The 17965-nt window shown below is 41.6% G+C and carries 16 protein-coding genes; 8 read left to right on the top strand and 8 right to left on the bottom strand.

Annotation, left to right across the window (positions count from 1 at the left end; translation table 11 throughout):
• Window positions 1–865: 865 nt before the first annotated feature.
• Window positions 866–1270 (top strand): response regulator, encoded by a 405-nt coding sequence (locus H6G26_RS00250; protein ID WP_190727536.1) that lies wholly within the window; start codon window positions 866–868, stop codon window positions 1268–1270.
• A 234-nt stretch (window positions 1271–1504) separates the two neighbouring features.
• Here the strand turns inward: H6G26_RS00250 and H6G26_RS00245 are convergent, their stop codons facing one another.
• The 4 genes from H6G26_RS00245 to H6G26_RS00230 form a co-directional block, all read right to left on the bottom strand.
• Window positions 1505–2284, bottom strand: coding sequence for a hypothetical protein (locus tag H6G26_RS00245; RefSeq protein WP_190727350.1), 780 nt, complete (start codon window positions 2282–2284; stop codon window positions 1505–1507).
• Window positions 2285–2509: 225 nt separating this feature from the next.
• A complete protein-coding gene (locus tag H6G26_RS00240) occupies window positions 2510–2779 on the bottom strand; it encodes a DUF2171 domain-containing protein (RefSeq protein ID WP_190727349.1) in 270 nt (89 codons plus the stop codon).
• A 328-nt stretch (window positions 2780–3107) separates the two neighbouring features.
• Complete coding sequence (locus H6G26_RS00235) at window positions 3108–3632, bottom strand: DUF2085 domain-containing protein (protein ID WP_190727348.1); 525 nt, start codon at window positions 3630–3632, stop codon at window positions 3108–3110.
• A 43-nt stretch (window positions 3633–3675) separates the two neighbouring features.
• On the bottom strand, window positions 3676–5787 hold the full coding sequence (locus tag H6G26_RS00230; RefSeq protein WP_190727347.1) for a TIGR00300 family protein: 2112 nt from the start codon (window positions 5785–5787) through the stop codon (window positions 3676–3678).
• Between the two features lie 179 nt (window positions 5788–5966).
• On the opposite strand from H6G26_RS00230, the gene H6G26_RS00225 reads away from it, so the two are divergent.
• The 5 genes from H6G26_RS00225 (at window position 5967) to H6G26_RS00205 (ending at window position 13320) form a co-directional block, all read left to right on the top strand.
• Complete coding sequence (locus H6G26_RS00225) at window positions 5967–6104, top strand: hypothetical protein (protein ID WP_190727346.1); 138 nt, start codon at window positions 5967–5969, stop codon at window positions 6102–6104.
• Window positions 6105–6906: 802 nt separating this feature from the next.
• Complete coding sequence (locus H6G26_RS00220; RefSeq protein WP_190727345.1) at window positions 6907–8490, top strand: glycosyltransferase family 39 protein; 1584 nt, start codon at window positions 6907–6909, stop codon at window positions 8488–8490.
• Between the two features lie 165 nt (window positions 8491–8655).
• Window positions 8656–12603 (top strand): DUF2157 domain-containing protein, encoded by a 3948-nt coding sequence (locus H6G26_RS00215; RefSeq protein WP_190727344.1) that lies wholly within the window; start codon window positions 8656–8658, stop codon window positions 12601–12603.
• Between the two features lie 103 nt (window positions 12604–12706).
• Window positions 12707–12937, top strand: a complete 231-nt coding sequence (locus H6G26_RS00210) for an antitoxin of toxin-antitoxin stability system (RefSeq protein ID WP_190727343.1) — start codon at window positions 12707–12709, stop codon at window positions 12935–12937.
• Window positions 12934–13320 (top strand): type II toxin-antitoxin system VapC family toxin, encoded by a 387-nt coding sequence (locus tag H6G26_RS00205; protein ID WP_190727342.1) that lies wholly within the window; start codon window positions 12934–12936, stop codon window positions 13318–13320. The genes H6G26_RS00210 and H6G26_RS00205 overlap by 4 nt, the downstream gene beginning before the upstream one ends.
• A 74-nt stretch (window positions 13321–13394) precedes the next feature.
• On the opposite strand, the gene H6G26_RS00200 is transcribed toward H6G26_RS00205, so the two are convergent.
• The 3 genes from H6G26_RS00200 to H6G26_RS00190 form a co-directional block, all read right to left on the bottom strand.
• Window positions 13395–13748, bottom strand: coding sequence for a DUF5615 family PIN-like protein (locus H6G26_RS00200; RefSeq protein WP_190727341.1), 354 nt, complete (start codon window positions 13746–13748; stop codon window positions 13395–13397).
• A 2-nt stretch (window positions 13749–13750) separates the two neighbouring features.
• Complete coding sequence (locus H6G26_RS00195) at window positions 13751–14077, bottom strand: DUF433 domain-containing protein (protein ID WP_190727535.1); 327 nt, start codon at window positions 14075–14077, stop codon at window positions 13751–13753.
• Window positions 14078–14174: 97 nt separating this feature from the next.
• Window positions 14175–14396, bottom strand: a complete 222-nt coding sequence (locus tag H6G26_RS00190) for a hypothetical protein (protein WP_242053534.1) — start codon at window positions 14394–14396, stop codon at window positions 14175–14177.
• A 285-nt stretch (window positions 14397–14681) separates the two neighbouring features.
• On the opposite strand from H6G26_RS00190, the gene H6G26_RS00185 reads away from it, so the two are divergent.
• Window positions 14682–15020 (top strand): hypothetical protein, encoded by a 339-nt coding sequence (locus tag H6G26_RS00185; protein ID WP_190727340.1) that lies wholly within the window; start codon window positions 14682–14684, stop codon window positions 15018–15020.
• Between the two features lie 111 nt (window positions 15021–15131).
• On the opposite strand, the gene H6G26_RS00180 is transcribed toward H6G26_RS00185, so the two are convergent.
• Entirely contained in the window at window positions 15132–16094 is a 963-nt protein-coding gene (locus H6G26_RS00180) for an NAD-dependent epimerase/dehydratase family protein (RefSeq protein ID WP_190727339.1), read from the bottom strand.
• A 503-nt stretch (window positions 16095–16597) separates the two neighbouring features.
• Here H6G26_RS00180 and purD point away from each other — a divergent pair.
• Window positions 16598–17896, top strand: a complete 1299-nt coding sequence (purD, locus tag H6G26_RS00175) for a phosphoribosylamine--glycine ligase (RefSeq protein WP_190727338.1) — start codon at window positions 16598–16600, stop codon at window positions 17894–17896.
• Window positions 17897–17965 lie beyond the last annotated feature (69 nt).

Raw genomic sequence — 17965 nt, 5'->3', positions numbered from 1 at the left:
TGTTTTGACTAATCCAAACAGCTTTTTAGAGATAGTAAAAAAGATGCCAAAATTTTTACAGACTCATGAATTGTTTTCTCATAGCAGCCCCAAATCATTTGTAAAATATAAATTAACCGCAGAGGTGTAGAAAAAGCAGAGAGAGGAATCGGAGATTTTCACGGATAATTTAAGATTGCTATATTTATAAATAATACCAAGTGATAAGCTGTTACGCATTTAATTTGAACATTTTATGAATGCTGATAACTGATAACCGTTAACCGTTAACCGTTAACCGTCAACAGTTAACGACCGTAAAGAGTGTTCATACAATTTAGGCGCGCATGAGCTTATGGTTTAATATATAAAACTACCTATGCAAAGATTTTTTAATACCGAATCCGAGACATAATCATAATACTAATAGTTATAGAAAATGAGTCAGAATTATCTATTGCCATTAAGTTAAAAGCTTGATGTTAGTAAATAAATATATATATTTGAATAAAATTTTTATTTGTTTATGGGTAAAACCAATATTCAATCTATTTAAAATTCAACATTTGTTTAAAACGATTTCACGATTATAATTAGAATAATCATACATTAAAATAAACTTGTTTTCTGGCAGTCCTTCTAGAATAAAAATAATAAATATAAATTATACCTACCATTTGGAGGATTCTTTATTTTAAATTAGATGTATATTTAGATACAATAAATTATTAAAATTGATTAGAAGTCGTCTTCTGTTTGTTTTACTATTGATTATATATTTCTGACTTTTCAGGGCATCTGAAAAAAGTCATTTTGAGGGTTTCTCAAGCCCTGATTTTTTCATTAGCGGGTAAAAGTCACAGAAAGTTAGAATAAAATGTCATTTATGGAAGCTTCTGGAACTCTTGCTGGTTTAGATATTCTGGTAGTTGAGGATGATGATGATACTCGCTTCTTCATCACTACTGTGTTGGAAATGGATGGAGCAAAAGTTATCGCAGTGATATCAGCAGATGCGGCACGCAAAGTATTGTCCGAATCGCAACCCGATGTTTTAATTTCTGATATCGGGTTGCCTGGGGAGGATGGCTATACTCTCATCCGCAAAATTCGTGCGCTCAATCCAAAGAATGGTGGACGAGTCCCGGCTATTGCTTTAACAGCCTTTGCTGATAGTGAAGATCGTATCCGTGCCTTGGAAGGTGGCTTTGACACTCATGTATCTAAACCGATTGATCCTGAAGAACTAGTTGAGATAGTGGCTAGTTTAGTTGGTTCTTGTAATTGGTAATTATGAAGCGTCATCGTTCAATTACTTCCTCACTCACCCAAAAAGTCAGACTGCTTTGGTGCTTGAGTGCTGCATTGTAAGAGTGCCTGTTACGAACTTACTTTGTTGGCTTTGGCTTTCGTGATTTAGGTAAAAGTAACAAAAAAATTAAGTATAATTTACTATTTTTCCCGATTGGTGCAACAACGCCATTTTAAGACAGATAATTTACTATTTTTTTAAAAGTTCTATACTTCAATATTTTGCTGAATCCCTAATGTCTCGATGCCATCGTCCATCTTCACCCAGCCCAGGAATTTCATTGATTCCTAAGGTTTTTCTCAAAGCTAAATACGATTTACCTTCTTCTGTAATTTGAAAATAGTTTTTTAAATCTCCTTCTCCCTGTTGTTGAACTTGTTCAATTCCTCTGCCCACGAAATTATTAATAAATCCCATAGCTCGAAGATGCTTCAGTTCCCTTGCTAAATCATTGTCAAATTTAAAGTTAAATTCTTTTTGAGAATTAAGCTTAATCAGATGCTTAAGTTCATTACCATCAATTAAATATCTAACTAGAAATTGCAATGTTGCTGATTGTTGCTCTTGAAGCAAGTCAATCCGCTTTTGTTGTCTATTTAGTTCGTCGATTTGCTCATCTTGCAACTTATTGATATCGTCCCGAACTTCTTGCTTGAGTCTCTTTAAGGCAATTCCTGTACCTGAAATTGAGATATCATCTATGTTATCTAGCAAACCAGAGTTAAACAGCAAAATCAAACTAAATATAATCACTTCTGTATTTCCAATCCTACGGTTTTCTTGAGAAACTGGGGTAGGAGTAAGTACGATAAAGAGTAAATAGAATAATCCTGTAATAGACGCTATCTTTAGAAGCCACCAGTTCATATTTCGCTTAGGCTTTTCTTTGGGTAAGCTAGCGCTGGAGTCTGCTGGTGACAACGGCTGTTCTGAACTGCGTTCAGATTGGCCAAAAGCTAGTTTTTGGAGCGTTTCTAGCTCTTTATTAGCCATTTAGGTTCGCTGGTGAGATAGGGGACATAAGATAAGCTGTTAAGCATTTAATTTGCACATTGAGATTGCAGGGGGCAGGGAGCAAGGGAGAGGGTTTGCAGGTTTTATTACTATGAAAATGGTGCAATTTAAATGACGATTAGCTTACTGATTCTAGATGCTAGATAGGGAAGCGCTGCCTCTATAGAAGATAATGCAGCGCTATCTACTCAAAAACTAACAATTTTAAACACCAGCAGGCTGCTCATTAAGCAATTCTTCTATCACTTCATTCACTGTTTTTTTCAGATAAACGGCTCGTTCATCTACTGCCCTTACCCAGTCAATAGGAAACCAGTGGTGTTGTCCATCAGGAGCATTATTCTTTGTCAATTTGATGTATTTACCTCCTTCCACGGAGTCGATATTCCCAATATGGGTGTCAGATGCCCCTGATAAACCGCCTGGGCCTTCTGCATAAACTGGCAGATGTTCTTTAATTTGTGATAAATCCATTTTGTACCTCTTAAATGAATTGGTAAAAAGTTAGACCTGAATCTTACTAAATAGTTTTGTTTGTAAGCAGGTAGGTTTTTATTCAATTACATTAGAGAATACGCTGCATTCTTAATGATGTGCTTCATTCTACAGACAGATGATGTTGGGGATAGAAGGCAGGGGGTCACCGTGATGGCTGAAGTTACATTAATCACTCATCAAAGAAAGAACGACAAACCCCAAAAAAGCACTTAAAAAGAAATACTAAGTTCGGTGGTCTACAAACGCATTGCATTGGAGCAAGTAAATTATCCCAAATTATTTACTAAATGCCGGAAAAGCTTTACTACAATTCATCCAAGCTGATTTTAGCACCTCGCCACCCATGCAATATCGGCATAGTAAACAATCCCCACGCCAAACCCGTAATCAACCCAAAAGGCATAACCAAATAATTATTAAAACTCCATAAACCGAAAATCTGTGCTGCCAATTCCAAAGGATAAGCCATCATCAGCACACTAGCGATCGCTGCACCACCTAAGCCATACTGACTTAACCAGTAAAATCCCTTACCACCAGTTACCCCATACAGCAGGCGAGTAATCAGCAAACCCGTTACAGTGCCGTAGCAGCGCATACACACAGCCATCATAAACGGTGGTGCTAAATCTAACCCCATAGTTGGTTGCGGACAGACATGATTACCCATGAAATAAATGATGTCCGCAATACTAGGAAACAAATACACCCCAGACGCAGCCAGAAAGGGAGCCACTGGTGGGCCAAAAACCATTCCCACCAGCATAAAATCAGCAATCAAACTGACCCAATTAACCTGCAACTCTTCATTAAAAGCTACTCTTGTCATCTCCCTTTCTTTGCGTCCTTTGCGTTCTTTGCGGTTCTTCTCTTTAACCTACCTTATTCACATAAGGACTTGTCAACTTATCTAACTGCTGAATTAACAGACTGAGGAACAATCCCACATCCGTCACTACACCAACAGATTCCACAGAACCGCGATCGCTTAACTTAGTCACTACAGCTGGATTAATATCCACACACACCATCTTCACCCCCGCCGGAGTCATATTTCCCACGCCAATGGAGTGCAGCATCGATGACAGCATCAAAATCATCTCCGCACCTTCTAAGTGTTTAGCATATTCCTCCTGTGCCTGAATCAAATCCATTTGGGTATCAGGCAAAGGCCCATCATCCCGAATCGATCCCGCAAGCACAAAAGGCACATTGTTTTGGACGCACTCATACATCACGCCACTTTTAATTTCCCCCGCTTCCACAGCTTTGGGAATGCTGCCATAACGGCGGATACTATTAATTACCTTGAGGTGATGGCGGTGTCCACCACGAACGGTAACACCCCGCTTCATATCTACACCCAAGGAAGTGCCCATCATATTTTGCTCGATGTCATGAACTGCGATCGCATTACCAGCTAGTAGCGCCTGTACATATCCTTCCCGAATTAGCTGCGCCAAGTGTTCGCCGCCACCAGTGTGAATCACTACCGGCCCAGCCGTGACAACTACCTTACCACCAGCATCGCGGATTTTTCGCAATTCCCAAGCTACTTGCTCAACGACTAATTCCACGCGCCGTTCGCTGGAAACTCCCGCCGACATGAAGCTGAATTCTTGGGTATTTCGGAGTTCGCGCGATTCAGTTTTGCGGATGGTACGGATACCTAGCACGTCTACAATTACCTGTTCGCCAATTTTTAAGTCGCGTAGTATTTTACACCGAGCGACTAAGCCATTGGCAGTTTGGGTAATTGCGATCGCGCCGTCCATGCGCTGATTTTCTACCTTCACCCACTGACCATTAATTCGCACTTCGGTGGGATAAATTGTACTGACGTAGAAATCATCGGGCGCAACACCATCTTGGATTACCGGCTCCAAGATAGCGTCTCGCTCATCATGTGGTAAATCTACTGCACCCAAATCAATCAACATTGAGATGATTTCTTCCATCACCTCATGGGATGGTGCTGATACCTTCACCTCGGCGGCTGAGGTACTTTGCCGTTGTTCTCCCAAGTTGAAATTCAGAACTTGGAAGCTTCCCCCGGCATCTATAATCAAATCCAAGGCGCGGTTAATTAAGCCTGCATCGAGCAAGTGTCCTTCCATGCGAATGACGCGGCTTTCTACCGAGACATTGGCATGAAGTTCATCTCTAACTGGTTCCGTTACCCGCAAAGTTAAACATTTAGCCGCACCACCAGCTTTAAGAAATTCGGTAAGCGGTGTTTCCAACACTTGAAAACCTACATCCGCAAGGCGGGTTTTCAAAGCATCGCTCGCCTTGTTCATGATGACGATGTTATCCACATTCACTGTATTACAAGCGAAGTTGACTGCATCGGCTTCTTCAATTGCGATCCGTTTTTCTGGTGCGACTCGCATTTCAATTAAGCGGTTGGAGTAAGAATCAAAAGCGCCGGGATAGTACAGCAAATAGCCATTTGTTAGGGGACAAAAGCAGGTATCCAGATGATAGAAACGTTCGTCTATTAATCGTAGGGATAGCACCTCAATATCCAGCCATTTAGCTAGATAAGGGTGAGAATCTAATTCCGAGCGGAAACCGTATCCCGCCCATAACCAGCGTCCTTCTCGATCCAGCAGTGCGTCTCCTGCTCCCTCAAAGGGTAAATCTTTAGGAAGTTCATTGACTGTATAACCATTTGCCTCAAACCATTGTTTGAAGAAAGGCTCCTCTCCCTGACGTTCTTTGTGCAAAAAGCGACTGAGGACGACATTATTCCCCAGTACCAAGCCAGCGTTGGCGGTAAAAACCAAATCTGGCCAACCTTTTTCAGGTGGTACTAAGTCTACAATGGCGTGTTGTTTAAGGATCTGGTGTAGTCCTTGCCACTGTTCCACGGCGCGATCGCGCGATGATTTGTGAATATTCCCTTCCATCCAAGGATTAATCACATAGTCCACATCATAGTGGTCAGGAGGGCACATCAAAAAGCGAATACGGGAAGTCATAAAAATCTTACAAGCGTTTTATATGCTACAAGCCTATTTTGGATGCAGATTTTCGATTTACTAACATTTGGTAAAATCTGCTACTAGAGTTTCTATCTTTTGATAGTTGAAGGCTTTACAAAGGCTTCGTTCTTAATTCTATTACTGGAAGATGGGAATTAAGTCGAGAAGGTGACAAAATGGGCCGAACGGCTTCCCTTGGCTGTATCAGTAGTGTTGAAAAAGAGGCAGGGGAGCAGGAAGCAAAGGGGATAGAACAGCAAGGGGATTCAACCCAATCAATTCGAGAACTACTGGTGGAGAAGTGGGGGATGTAAGAATTGAATCAGAAATACCTGCGGGGGCGATCGCTAGCTGAGTCTACTCGATAAACCAAACTCAGCATATTCCGCTTGGTTTCAACAAAGCAGAATAGACGCTCCTGAATTCTGGCTTCTGAATTCTTCTTCAAGCAATCTTTTTGTTTTTAATACAAGTATTTTACATCTAGCTCAATCTATACTATTACGATAAAAAACAAACAAATTGTATTTAGTGTAGGATGTTATTGCCAAAAGCTGCAAATACCTCGAATGTGATATTATAAGATACTTTTGAGTCAAATTGTTAAGGTGAAAGAGAACATCTAGATGTTTACTTGCTAGCTTATAATTATCATGCTCAATACAATTTATAGTTAAAAAACGGCAACAAAAAGCACTTTTAACTTTTATAGGACTAGTATTTGATTTTTGAAAAAACTCCGTCATACAAGTTGAAAAGCCTGATTCCCTATTTCCTACTTCCTGCCTATCGCGCTTGCGCTGCGCTTCTGTGCGAGACGCTTCTCTTTGCAGAGAGGCTTTGCCAACGCGAACGCGCACCATGCAAATAAGTATGGCTACGCCACGTCGCGCGAACAGAAATTAAATTGGATTCCTATAGTATGTTTTTAATAAATCAAAATTGTATATCAAACCCTAAGTAAATATTCAAATTAAACTAGGTCAAGTAGTTGGTAGCATATTGCAATATCTTTGAGATTAATGTCGGAAGCAAAAAATGCCTCTTAAGAAACGATTCTGGCAATAATACAATTTTGCCACCGTTGATGAAAACTTTGAGTATATTGAAACTTGTATGAAAAAGCGATTGTTACAAAATTGGGCTATTTCTAAATCATGGTTACGTGTTTTACTCATTATTATATTAGTAATAGGTGTATTTTTTCGCTTCGTCAATATTGACAAAAAAGTTTATTGGAGCGACGAGGTTTTCTCATCATTACGCATGTCTGGCTATATGCATTCAGAAATGAATCAGCAGTTAAGTAATGGTCGTTTGCTCACCATAGAAGATTTGCATAAATATCAGTATCCCAATCCTGACAAAAACTTAGTTGATACAATTAAAGGGATTATTTCAGAAGACTCACAAATTTTGCCGCTATACATTGTAATGGCTCGGTTTTGGTTAGAGTGGTTTGGTAATTCTATAGCAGTGGCGAGACTGTTTTCGGCATTTATTAGTCTGCTCACCTTTCCTTTTATTTATTGGCTATGCCTAGAATTATTTGAGTCTTCACTAGTAGGGTGGATGGCCATCGCATTAGTAGCTGTTTCACCTATTCATGTGCTGTATGCACAAGAAGTACGAGGATACAGTTTATGGATAGCAACCATCTTAATATCGAGCGTAGTACTGCTGCGAGCCATGCGCCTTAAAACAAAGGTTAGTTGGTGCATTTATGCGGCAACATTATCAATAGGGTTTTATACTCATCTATTTTTTATCTTGGTTGCTTTTGCACAGGGAATTTATGTAATTACAATCGAACGCTTCCGATTGAGTAAAACATCGATTTATTACCTAATTTCATCGCTTGCGGGGTTTATCACATTTGTACCTTGGATTTGGATTATTATTACCAACCCTCAGGCAGAATCAGTAAGTTGGGCAAATGCTAAACAATCAGTATTTGCGTCAGCTACAAGGTGGGCTGGGATTTTTAGTCGTACATTTATTGATTTAGGTATTAGCCCTAGCGACCCAGGAAAACTTAAGATTGCTTTAATTCCTTTTATTTTAATTACTTTAATTTTAATACTCTACTCAATTTATTTTCTCTGCCGAAGAACCTCTAAAGAAGTTTGGTTATTTGTTTTAACTTTGATTGGATCTGTAGTGCTTCCATTACTGGTAACGGATTTCGTTTTTCAAAAGCGATATACTACTAGTCGATATACACTTCCTTCAGTTTTAGGTATACAGTTAGCTGTTGCTTACCTATTTAGTACTAAACTCACGTCTATTTATACTAAAGTTTGGCAAAAAAAGCTTTGGTCACTTGTAGCCTTCATGGTTTTTCTGAGCGGAATCATATCTTGTACAATCAGTTCTCAAGCCCAAATGTGGTGGAACAAATTCCCGGAAAACTACCAACCATTTCCCCAAATTGCTAACATTGTTAGTCAAGGTAATAAACCGCTTGTAATTAGTGATACTAGCATAATTCCATCAATACAAGTTCTTGGTCACTTACTTGATCCAAAAGTGCGACTTCAAATTGTAGAGAAAAATCAGTTACCAGAGATTACTAATGGCTTCACTGACATATTCTTGTTTAGTCCTTCTGACTTTTTAAAAGCTGGAATTGAGAAAATTTATAACTCAAAGTTACAGCAGATAAACAAATTACTTTGGAAAGTAACAAAATCCACCTAAATAGAAGATATAGGCGCATGAGTAAAAGTCCGTGAGTAATTAATTTTACATTGCGTAACATAGTTTTATATCCTTCGTAGATTAACAATTAATTTTAATTACCCTCATAAGTGGCACAATTGCAGCCAAAATATACTTTAGTATATAGTTATACTGCTATCGCTTATGTCATCGCCCCTTGAGCGTCCACTAAAATTTGAAATCAAGCTACCATCTTCCCATCCTCATTTATTAGAAGGACTAGATATATGGCTGCACTTAGGTTTGATATCCGATACCCAAGTTAGGCAGCTATGCCGAGAGTTTCTGGCGTGTACGGTGGTATTGCAACCCCAGCCTCAAGCTGAAACAAAGGTAGCGTTTGTAACTTCCGATCCTGTGCAGCAGTTACCCGTAGCAGCTTTACAATCTAATAGCCGTAGACAACCGCAACAAGAACTACCAGTTAAACCCAACTTTCTCAGCACAATGTTGCAGTCATTAGGGGCAGAATTGAGTGTCCGTTGGCTGCTTTTTCTAGGGGTATTCCTAGTAGTGGTGTCTTCTGGGGTACTAGCTGCGAGTCAGTGGGAAAGGTTTCCTGCTTCTGGACAATACGGAGTTTTATTTGCTTATACTTTGAGTTTTTGGGGTTTAAGCTTTTGGGCAACTAGGCAAAACAATCTCAGATTGACGGCTCAAACTTTATTGATTGTCACCCTTTTGTTAGTCCCAGTGAACTTTTGGGCAATGGATAGCTTTCGATTGTGGCAAAATCCTGTGGATTGGATTGTAGTTGCGATCGCCTGGCCAACCCTGACTGGCATAACTGTTTTACTCTGCAAAAATCGGACTATTTTTCCTAATTTATATAATAGGGCGAAATTACCTTTAGCAAATATTCTGGGGCTGAGTTATCTGCATTGGGGTTGGCAATTTCCAGGGTTTCCCTTAATTGCCGTTTATTTAGCAATGCTCGGCACAACTATTATTACCGTTTATCACAATCTTTTCCAACACCCTAATCCTATCAGCGAGGAAGATAGGCGCTATCGCCAAAGGTTAAGTATTAGCTTACCTGCTACTGTAATTATTTATGCTTTGATAGTGCTACTAGTGCGGGCAATTTTTGTTGCCAACGTAGATGTAACGCAGTTGGGGTTAGCTATTGGTATTTGTGGCTGGCTAGTAACTTGGCTGGCACAGGGGAGGGTAGGGGGCAGGGGGCAGGGGGCAGGGGGCAGGGAGCAGGGAGCAGGGGAAATATTCTCCTCATCCCCCTCATCGCTATTACTCTGGGAAAGACTTGGTGGCATTTTACTCTTTCTGGGTTGGCTGGTTTCGGTAGTAAATTATCCTTGGCAAGCAATTGTTGTCAGTGGTTTGGGTTTGTGGTTTGTGGGAAGTGGCTTGCGGCGATATAGTTTCAAGGCTGACTTCGCAGCAGTTTTCGCCATTGGCTTACAAACAATTTGGCTATTTTGGCGATTATTACCTGATAGCTTACAGAAATTAGCGATCGCAACTGGTACTCAACTCACGAATTCTCAAAATGAACCTTGGGCGTTGCTGAGTGTAGCGTTGTTTCCCTACTTAATTTTAATGGTGGCGCTCACAGATAGCCTGCATCGTAGCCAAAAGCGAGAATTGGCTAAATTTGGTGAACTGCTCACCCTCTTATTTGGAACTTTTTTAACAACGATAGCTCTAGTAAATCCTATATTGCGATCGCTAAATCTGCTACTTTCCACAATTACTCTCGCATTCGTCACTCAACGCCGTCCCCCCTTATCCCTTCCCCTGGTATATCTAACTCACATCATGGGGGTGCTGACATTTTGCTCTACGATTAATTGGCTAGCACCAACCCTAAGTCAACAAGTCTGGGCAAGCATTTTATTAGCTCTGATGGTTGCAGAATGGCGATTCAGTGTAGAAGAAGGACTATGGCAACGTAGTGCATGGGATATCGGTTTAGGACTAGCTGCCGCTAGCTTTTTCTTATTGTGGATGAATGCAGAATCATCTTGGTATGGTGTAGCTGATAGCCAAGCTCATTGGGGAGCCTTATGGCTAGTTACGCCTATAGCTCTCACGGGTGTTGCCAATTGCACCATAATCCAACGGCGGACTACTACCCGTTACTTAAGTATCTTAGCTGTAGGAGTTGCCCAGCTACTTACTTTACAACTACCAGAAACTAGATTAATCGGTTTGGCAGTAGGTACGGGGTTGATGTTCGTAAATACGCGCTATTTGCGAAACCAAGCATCTGCGCTAATTACAGAAGGATTTGCTTTAAGTTTCATTGGGGCATTGCTGTGGATAGGTGTGCCTGGTTTACCTCGCCTCGCACTAGGAGGTTGGTTAATCGTAGGAGCGATCGCAATCCTAAGTCTATGGTTAGCGCGGACAGTTTTGAACAGACGCGCTAACGAGTTAGGAGTTATATATGCAGACGCTAGTGATAAATGGGCGATCGCCTTGTGTGGTTTTGAGTTGTTTGGTTTGACGGTACACTCAATACTGATTTACTCAGGGTTTATTACTTCAGGATTTTTGTACTTAGTTGCCACTGCAATCACCTTGGCAGCCATTGTTTATCGCAGTTGGCGACAACCGGCAAATTGGGCATTTTATGGCATCGGTTGGTGTTTAGAATTGTTGACTGCCCAGGTGTTGGGATTTGGGGAACGCTCAATTGTTAAAGTTGCAATTGCAAATATTGCCTTGGGTTTAATTGCTCAACTTGTCGGAGAGTGGTGGCGACGACGACATCAATTAGAAAGGCTTCCTAGCAGCTTTCACATTTTGCCATTAATTTATGGCCTATTCAGTGTATTGCTGCGTGTAAACACCTTCACCGAGTGGACAGGTTTGTATTCCTTGGGTGTAGCTTTAATTATCATTGGCGTGGGGCGACGGCGTGAGAGTTTTAAACCCCTGCTTTACTTAGGCATCATTGGCGTATCAATTTCTGCATACGAACTTTTGTTCTATCAAATGTTACAAGCTTCAGGAGGAGCATTAGGTGATGGATTGATTGCCATGTCTGCCCTTGGCGCTAGTATCATGTATGCTTATCGCATCCTATCGCCAAGGCTAGTCAGTTACTTACGCTTGACTCCCCAAGAATTGAAAGGAATTGCCCATATTCATTGGGCTTGGAGTAGCTGTTTATTAATGGCTGCCATTCCTCTCCCCATTGGAGTTAACCGTTTGGTGGGATTAGCAACTGGAGTATTTTTAATTCGTTATGCCATTTTCCAGGGACGAAACTCGCGCACTTCCCCCAGCATCTTGGGAGGAATCACAATAGCCGAGATGTGGGTTTACCTTGGCTTATTAGAGGTAGCCGCCATGAGAGTTTATTGGCGCGAGACAGCAGTAGGAAGATTTTGGGCTGGGCCATTGGTTCCTTGGAACGGTGCGATCGCTTGTGTGGTAGCTTATTTTCTGTACATTCTACCTTGGGAAAGTTGGGGTTGGTCTAAAAGACCTTGGCAGCAAGCCGCCTACATCATACCACTGATAATTTTATGGGAAACCAGACTGCAAACTTACCCCATTACCTTGCTACTCGCAGCTGGATTTTACATCTTCCTTGCAAAGGTGGGTCAAAACATCCGTTTTACATATATTAGTGTGGCGTTGATTGATTGGGCACTTTACCGTTGGTTTGATTCCTTACGACTGACTGATGCTTTGTGGTATGTAACGCCAATTGGGTTATCACTGCTTTATATAGCTCAAGTAGATTTTCAACTGAAGTTACCAGAATATAAAGCTGCTCGTCATCTTGTTAGATTGCTAGGTAGTGGTTTAATTTGTGGGTGGGCAATTTTATTTAATCAGAATACACCCTGGATACCAGGAATTTTCAGCCTCATCGCTATCTTTGCCGGATTAGCTTTACGAGTGAGGGCTTTTCTCTACATTGGTACAGCCACTTTTTTAATCACTACAATCTATCAATCAGTCATTTTTAGCTTGCAGTACTCCTTTTTAAAATGGGTTGTTGGCTTACTAGTTGGCATTCTACTCATTTACATCGCCGCTAACTTTGAAACCCGTCGCGCTCAAATAACTTCCTTAATTCGTAGCGCCATTGATGAATTTCAATCATGGGAATAGGGGTTTATATTAAGCTAAGGGTTGAACTAATTAGACAGGCGATCGCCCAAACTCAAGATATCTGTAAAATTAAAAAAGAGCGATGGCATAGAAGCACAAAACAATGACACGAATTCCATTAACAGAAGCTCAACTTCGTTTACCCGAACTGATTGCAAGTCTGCAACCCGGTGAAGAAGTGGAGATTTTTTCCGGTGAGCGCACTGTCGCCAGACTGATTGGCGAACTCCAATCACCCCGGAAACCTCGCCAGCCCGGTAGTGCAATTGGAACCCTAACCATTCTGTCCGAAGATGAAACCCACTTGGAAGACTTTCACGACTATATGCCATGAAGTTTCTGCTCGATACTCAGGCATTCCTCTGGTTTGTACTCAAGGATCGCGCCCTTAGTCAAGTCGCCTGTGATTTGATTGTCGATCCCCTTAATGACATTTTGCTCAGTCCTGCTTCCTATTGGGAAATTGCTATCAAAGTTAGTATTGGTAAGTATCAAATTCCTGGAAATTTTGAAACGTGGATAGAACATCAAATCCAAGTTAACGAATTGGAAATATTACCGATTAAAGTTGCTCATGTAGCCGCGATCGTGACTCTGCCCTTTCATCATAAAGATCCTTTTGATCGGCTTTTGGTTGCCCAAGCACTCACAGAAAAGATCCCGATCATTAGCGTGGATGCAGCGCTAGACAATTATCCAGTCACTCGTTATTGGTAAGTATAAGAACCTGCGATCAACCGCAGTGGTATGGCACTGTTAACGTACCTTACAATCATGGGCCGCGCTTCACCTCATCTACTTTTCTCAGCAGGCGGACGATTGACTCGTATCAGTTTTCCAAACAAAGATTCTTCAGCCGCAATTGCCTCATGAATCCGGGTGGCTAATCGCTGCCGATCCAAATCCTCTGTGCAAACAATGATACCTGCATGATCTGGACTCATGCAATGCAAGCGGATAAAATCATCTCGATTTACTGTCAGCACTGCCCGCCCCTGAATCGTCCCTAATGCAAGCACTTGATCATCAGGAATTTGCTGGTTAGCTTGCCCTGCTTCTTGTACCGTCAGCACATCGTGACCGAATTGACGCAGTAGGCCCGTAACCACTTTGGGAAACCCTTCATCGGCATAAAGCAGTACCACCCTTAAGCCGCCTCTTGCCGTGCGATTGCCGCTTCAATTTCTTTAGGATAAACCTCAGCGTACAGCCATGCGTTCACCAAATCAGCAGCAGTTAGTGTCGGGTAATCTTCTAACAAATAGGCTTCACTTGCCCCTTGATGGCGCAGGCTAACCAACAGCCAAACCGGAATCCGAGTCTGCCGAATACAGGCATCGCCCCCCATCACCCCTGGTGTTTTCTCAATGCCAATCAACCCATTGCCCAGACTAGCCGCCAAAATCTGAATTGCCTGTGCCTTTTCTTCCAAAGACAGGGCTAAAAGTTGAGGTTGTAGCTCTTTCAGGGTCATTGTGGGTATCAAGCTGAATACTTGAGATGACGATTGTTCTCCATTATAGGTAAGAACCAATCCGTAACTCATGCGTAAATCCTAATAAAATTCGTTACTATCCATCAAAAAATATTGCTCCAGGGTTGAGGTTTCGGTGTTTCGCGCAGTCTGTAGCAACTTCCGCCTTGCCTGCAAGAACTTCTGTCTTCACGTTTCGGTGTTTCGCGCAGTCTGTAGCAACTTCCGCCTTGCCTGCAAGAACTTCTGTCTTCACGTTTCGGTGTTTCGCGCAGTCTGTAACAACTTCCGTCTTCCCTGCAAGAACTTCTGTCTTCACGTTTCGGTGTTTCGTGCAGTCTGTAGCAACTTCTGCCTTCCCTGTAAGAACTTCCGTTTTTCCTGTAGCAACTTCTCCTTTAACTCAGTGCTAAGTCGTGAGTCGTGAGTAAAGAACAGCTGCGTTTATAAAAGCGAGAGGGGAGATGAAAATTGCTGAAATTACTCAAATTTTAGTTTTCTGAAGAAAAATCAACAATTTTACGCAGGACAACCTTGTAAAAAATTGTCCACTATAGAATTACTAAAAATTTAAGTTATTTTTTCGGGCGAAGGAGTATTAATAATGGCAAGGCAAAAACGCGATTCACGTATTCTTAGCAAAGCTGAGATGCGCTTGGCAAGTATTAAATCTATCAGTTCTAGCCTAAATGTCGGAGATAATTTAACGGTTCAAGATTACACAGGCAAAATTGCAAGTCTTCGTCAATCTTTAGAAGCCTACAATACCACTCTCTCTACTATTGATGTTTTATTAACCCAAATCACTGAAAATGAAAGAGATTTGGCAGACTATTCTGAAAAGATTTTGCTTGGTGTTGCTCATAAATTTGGTAAAAATAGCCATGAGTATCAGATGGCTGGAGGTACTCGTAAAAGCGATCGCAAGCGTACTGTGCGCTAAGATGTTGTTTTGATTCCCAGCGAAGGGACTTCCAAATAAAAAATATCCCAACGTTTTAAAGGCAGGGGGGCAGGGAGCAGGGAGCAGGGGGAGGGAAAGTCGTAGTAAAGTTCAGAAATTGGATAGAGAATATAAAGATTTCACCCATTCCCATTCCTGTATCAAACCTTCTCTCAAGGAAACTTGCGGCTGATATCCCAGAATTTTCTTGGCTTTAGATACATCAGCAGCCGTGTGGCGCGCGTCTCCCATCGCTTTTTCTATGTGGTTCCTTTTGATTGGTTTCCCAACAATTTCTTCAATCGTATCCAAGACTTCTGCTAAAACTACCCTGCTACCGCCACCGATATTAAAGATTTCTCCTACTGCAACGGGAGCGATCGCGGCGGCTAAATTAGCGGCGATAATATCACTAACAAACGTAAATTCCCGCGTTTGCTGGCCATCGCCGTAAATAGGAATCGCTTCATCCTGTAAAATCGATTTAAAGAACTTATGAAATGCCATATCTGGGCGCTGTTTGGGGCCATACACTGTAAAATAGCGCAGTGCCACACAAGGCACGCCAAAGTTTTTGTGATACAGCTCACACAAAAACTCTGCTGCTAGCTTCGTAATGCCATAAGGAGAAACTGGTTGAGGACAAATGCCCTCGTGGGTAGGTAAGGTTTCTGCATCACCATATACACTTGATGAAGAGGCAAACACTAACCTTTTCAAGTGTTTAGCATCCTTAGCTGCTTCCAGCAAAACTTGTGTAGCATTAATATTTCGTTCTGTATAACCTCGGAAAGCTTTACCCCAACTTGCTCTTACCCCTGCTTGTGCCGCTTGATGGTAAACTACATCTACATCTTTTAGGAGTTTCTGCCAATCCAAAAACTGAATATCTCCTTCAATTAATGTAAAACTAGGCAACTGATGTAAGGGTGCAACATTCTTACGCTTTAACATAGGATCGTAGTAATCATTGAATTCATCAATCCCGATTACTTCTTCTCCTTGTTGCAGCAATGTTTCTGCAAGATGAGAACCAATAAAACCGGCGGCTCCAGTAACGATAATTTTAGCCATGTTGCCTATTTTGTTATATCCTGATTAATCTCTATATTCACAAGTTAATAATTATAATCAATAATACGTTCTTAATTGAGGATTTTTTTAATTGATTGTTATAGTGTTTTTAATATGACAAATAATTAAAACAATTGATTTTTGCTTCAAAAACATGGTTAGATGAATTGACTAATTGCTAGCAATATAAATCATAAATTTACTAATTAATGAAATTTAATTTTTATAAAAAATACAGTCAAAATTCAATAGCTAAAACAGGCAGTAGATCAAATTAAGCTCATCCCACCCATAAAAGGGGATGGAATTTTAAGTTGACTGTTAACCGTCAACCGTCAACCGTCAACTGCATCGGGGCATCTCTCATCCCATCTTTAAAAAGAGTGGATTTTCTCGACACCTTTTTATAAGAGGCTTGCACAAGTGTAAAAATTGATGAAAAAATTGATCCGCGAGAACCGAATTAGGTATTCTCGTTTTGCAAGGAACTCACGAGGAAATCAGTGAAAGTTTTAGTTGTAGGTAATGGGGGGCGCGAACACGCTCTGGCATGGAAGCTGTTGCAATCTAAGCAAATTGAGCAAGTTGTCTGTGTACCAGGGAACGGAGGCACAGCAAGTATGGAACGTTGTCAGAACTTGCCCTTAGCAGTCGATGATTTTGAGGGCATGAGCCGATATGCTCTAGAAAATGGCATAACTCTAGTGATAGTTGGGCCAGAAGTGCCTTTGGCAAAGGGAATCACAAATTACCTCCAAGACAAAGGATTGATGGTATTTGGCCCAGTTAGAGCGGGAGCGCAAATTGAGGCGAGTAAAGCTTGGGCAAAAGCCCTAATGCAAGAAGCAGGGATTCCGACGGCACGGGCTGCGGTATTTACGCAGGCGGCGGCAGCAAAATCTTATGTCAAATCTCAGGGAGTGCCAATCGTCATCAAAGCTGATGGCTTGGCGGCTGGTAAGGGCGTAACGGTAGCTGAAACAGTTGCACAGGCAGAAAGTGCCGTTGATGCAATTTTTCAGGGACAATTTGGCAGTGCTGGTGAATTTGTTGTCATTGAAGAATGTTTAATTGGGCAAGAGGTATCAGTTTTAGCATTAACGGATGGGCTAACAATTCGACCCTTGCTACCAGCTCAAGACCATAAGCGGATTGGTGAGGGGGATACGGGCGAAAATACTGGTGGGATGGGAGCCTATGCCCCAGCACCCATAGCTACGCCAGAGTTGATGGCACGCATTCAAACGGAAGTATTAGAAAGAGCGATCGCAACCTTACGAGCTAAAGGCATTGATTACCGAGGCGTATTGTATGCTGGATTAATGATTGCACCCGATGGGGACTTGAAGGTTTTGGAATTTAACTGTCGCTTTGGCGATCCCGAAACCCAGGTAATTTTGCCACTATTAGAAACACCTCTAGAAGACTTGCTTCTAGCGTGTGTACAACAGCGATTAAGTGAATTGCCGCCCATTGCTTGGAAAGGGGGAGCATCTGCTAGTGTAGTTGCAGCTTCAGGTGGTTATCCCGGAGAATATAATAAAGGCCAGGTTATTACTGGCATTGGTGAAGCAGAGGCAACCGGAGCAACTGTATTTCATGCAGGTACAAAATTGAACCAGCAACAAAAAGTAGTAACAGATGGGGGTCGAGTATTAAATGTGACTGGAATCGGAGAAAATTTTGAGCAAGCGATCGCCCAAGCCTACGCAGGGATCAAACATATTCAGTTTGATGGGATATATTACCGGAGAGATATTGGGCATAGAGTAGTCAGCGTAAAGCAGAGGGAAGCTCCATAACTATCCAATCTGATGTCAGCTTTAAGGCTGGCACTGATTTCCATTACATCTGTGAGGCTGACTTATACT

Origin of the sequence: Nostoc sp. FACHB-888 (assembly GCF_014696655.1) — a bacterium.
Classification (GTDB): Bacteria; Cyanobacteriota; Cyanobacteriia; order Cyanobacteriales; family Nostocaceae; genus Nostoc.
Note: the sequence above shows the minus strand (reverse complement) of the source record. Positions and strands in the feature narration are given on the sequence as shown.

Coding starts and splice junctions, on each gene's coding strand:
- H6G26_RS00245 (WP_190727350.1), bottom strand. CDS start 2,284: ATGGCTAATAAAGAGCTAGAAACGCTCCAAAAACTAGCTTTTGGCCAA.
- H6G26_RS00235 (WP_190727348.1), bottom strand. CDS start 3,632: ATGACAAGAGTAGCTTTTAATGAAGAGTTGCAGGTTAATTGGGTCAGT.
- H6G26_RS00195 (WP_190727535.1), bottom strand. CDS start 14,077: ATGACCCTGAAAGAGCTACAACCTCAACTTTTAGCCCTGTCTTTGGAA.
- H6G26_RS00205 (WP_190727342.1), top strand. CDS start 12,934: ATGAAGTTTCTGCTCGATACTCAGGCATTCCTCTGGTTTGTACTCAAG.
- H6G26_RS00185 (WP_190727340.1), top strand. CDS start 14,682: ATGGCAAGGCAAAAACGCGATTCACGTATTCTTAGCAAAGCTGAGATG.
- H6G26_RS00220 (WP_190727345.1), top strand. CDS start 6,907: ATGAAAAAGCGATTGTTACAAAATTGGGCTATTTCTAAATCATGGTTA.
- H6G26_RS00230 (WP_190727347.1), bottom strand. CDS start 5,787: ATGACTTCCCGTATTCGCTTTTTGATGTGCCCTCCTGACCACTATGAT.
- H6G26_RS00210 (WP_190727343.1), top strand. CDS start 12,707: ATGACACGAATTCCATTAACAGAAGCTCAACTTCGTTTACCCGAACTG.
- H6G26_RS00240 (WP_190727349.1), bottom strand. CDS start 2,779: ATGGATTTATCACAAATTAAAGAACATCTGCCAGTTTATGCAGAAGGC.
- H6G26_RS00215 (WP_190727344.1), top strand. CDS start 8,656: ATGTCATCGCCCCTTGAGCGTCCACTAAAATTTGAAATCAAGCTACCA.
- H6G26_RS00180 (WP_190727339.1), bottom strand. CDS start 16,094: ATGGCTAAAATTATCGTTACTGGAGCCGCCGGTTTTATTGGTTCTCAT.
- H6G26_RS00250 (WP_190727536.1), top strand. CDS start 866: ATGGAAGCTTCTGGAACTCTTGCTGGTTTAGATATTCTGGTAGTTGAG.
- H6G26_RS00225 (WP_190727346.1), top strand. CDS start 5,967: ATGGGCCGAACGGCTTCCCTTGGCTGTATCAGTAGTGTTGAAAAAGAG.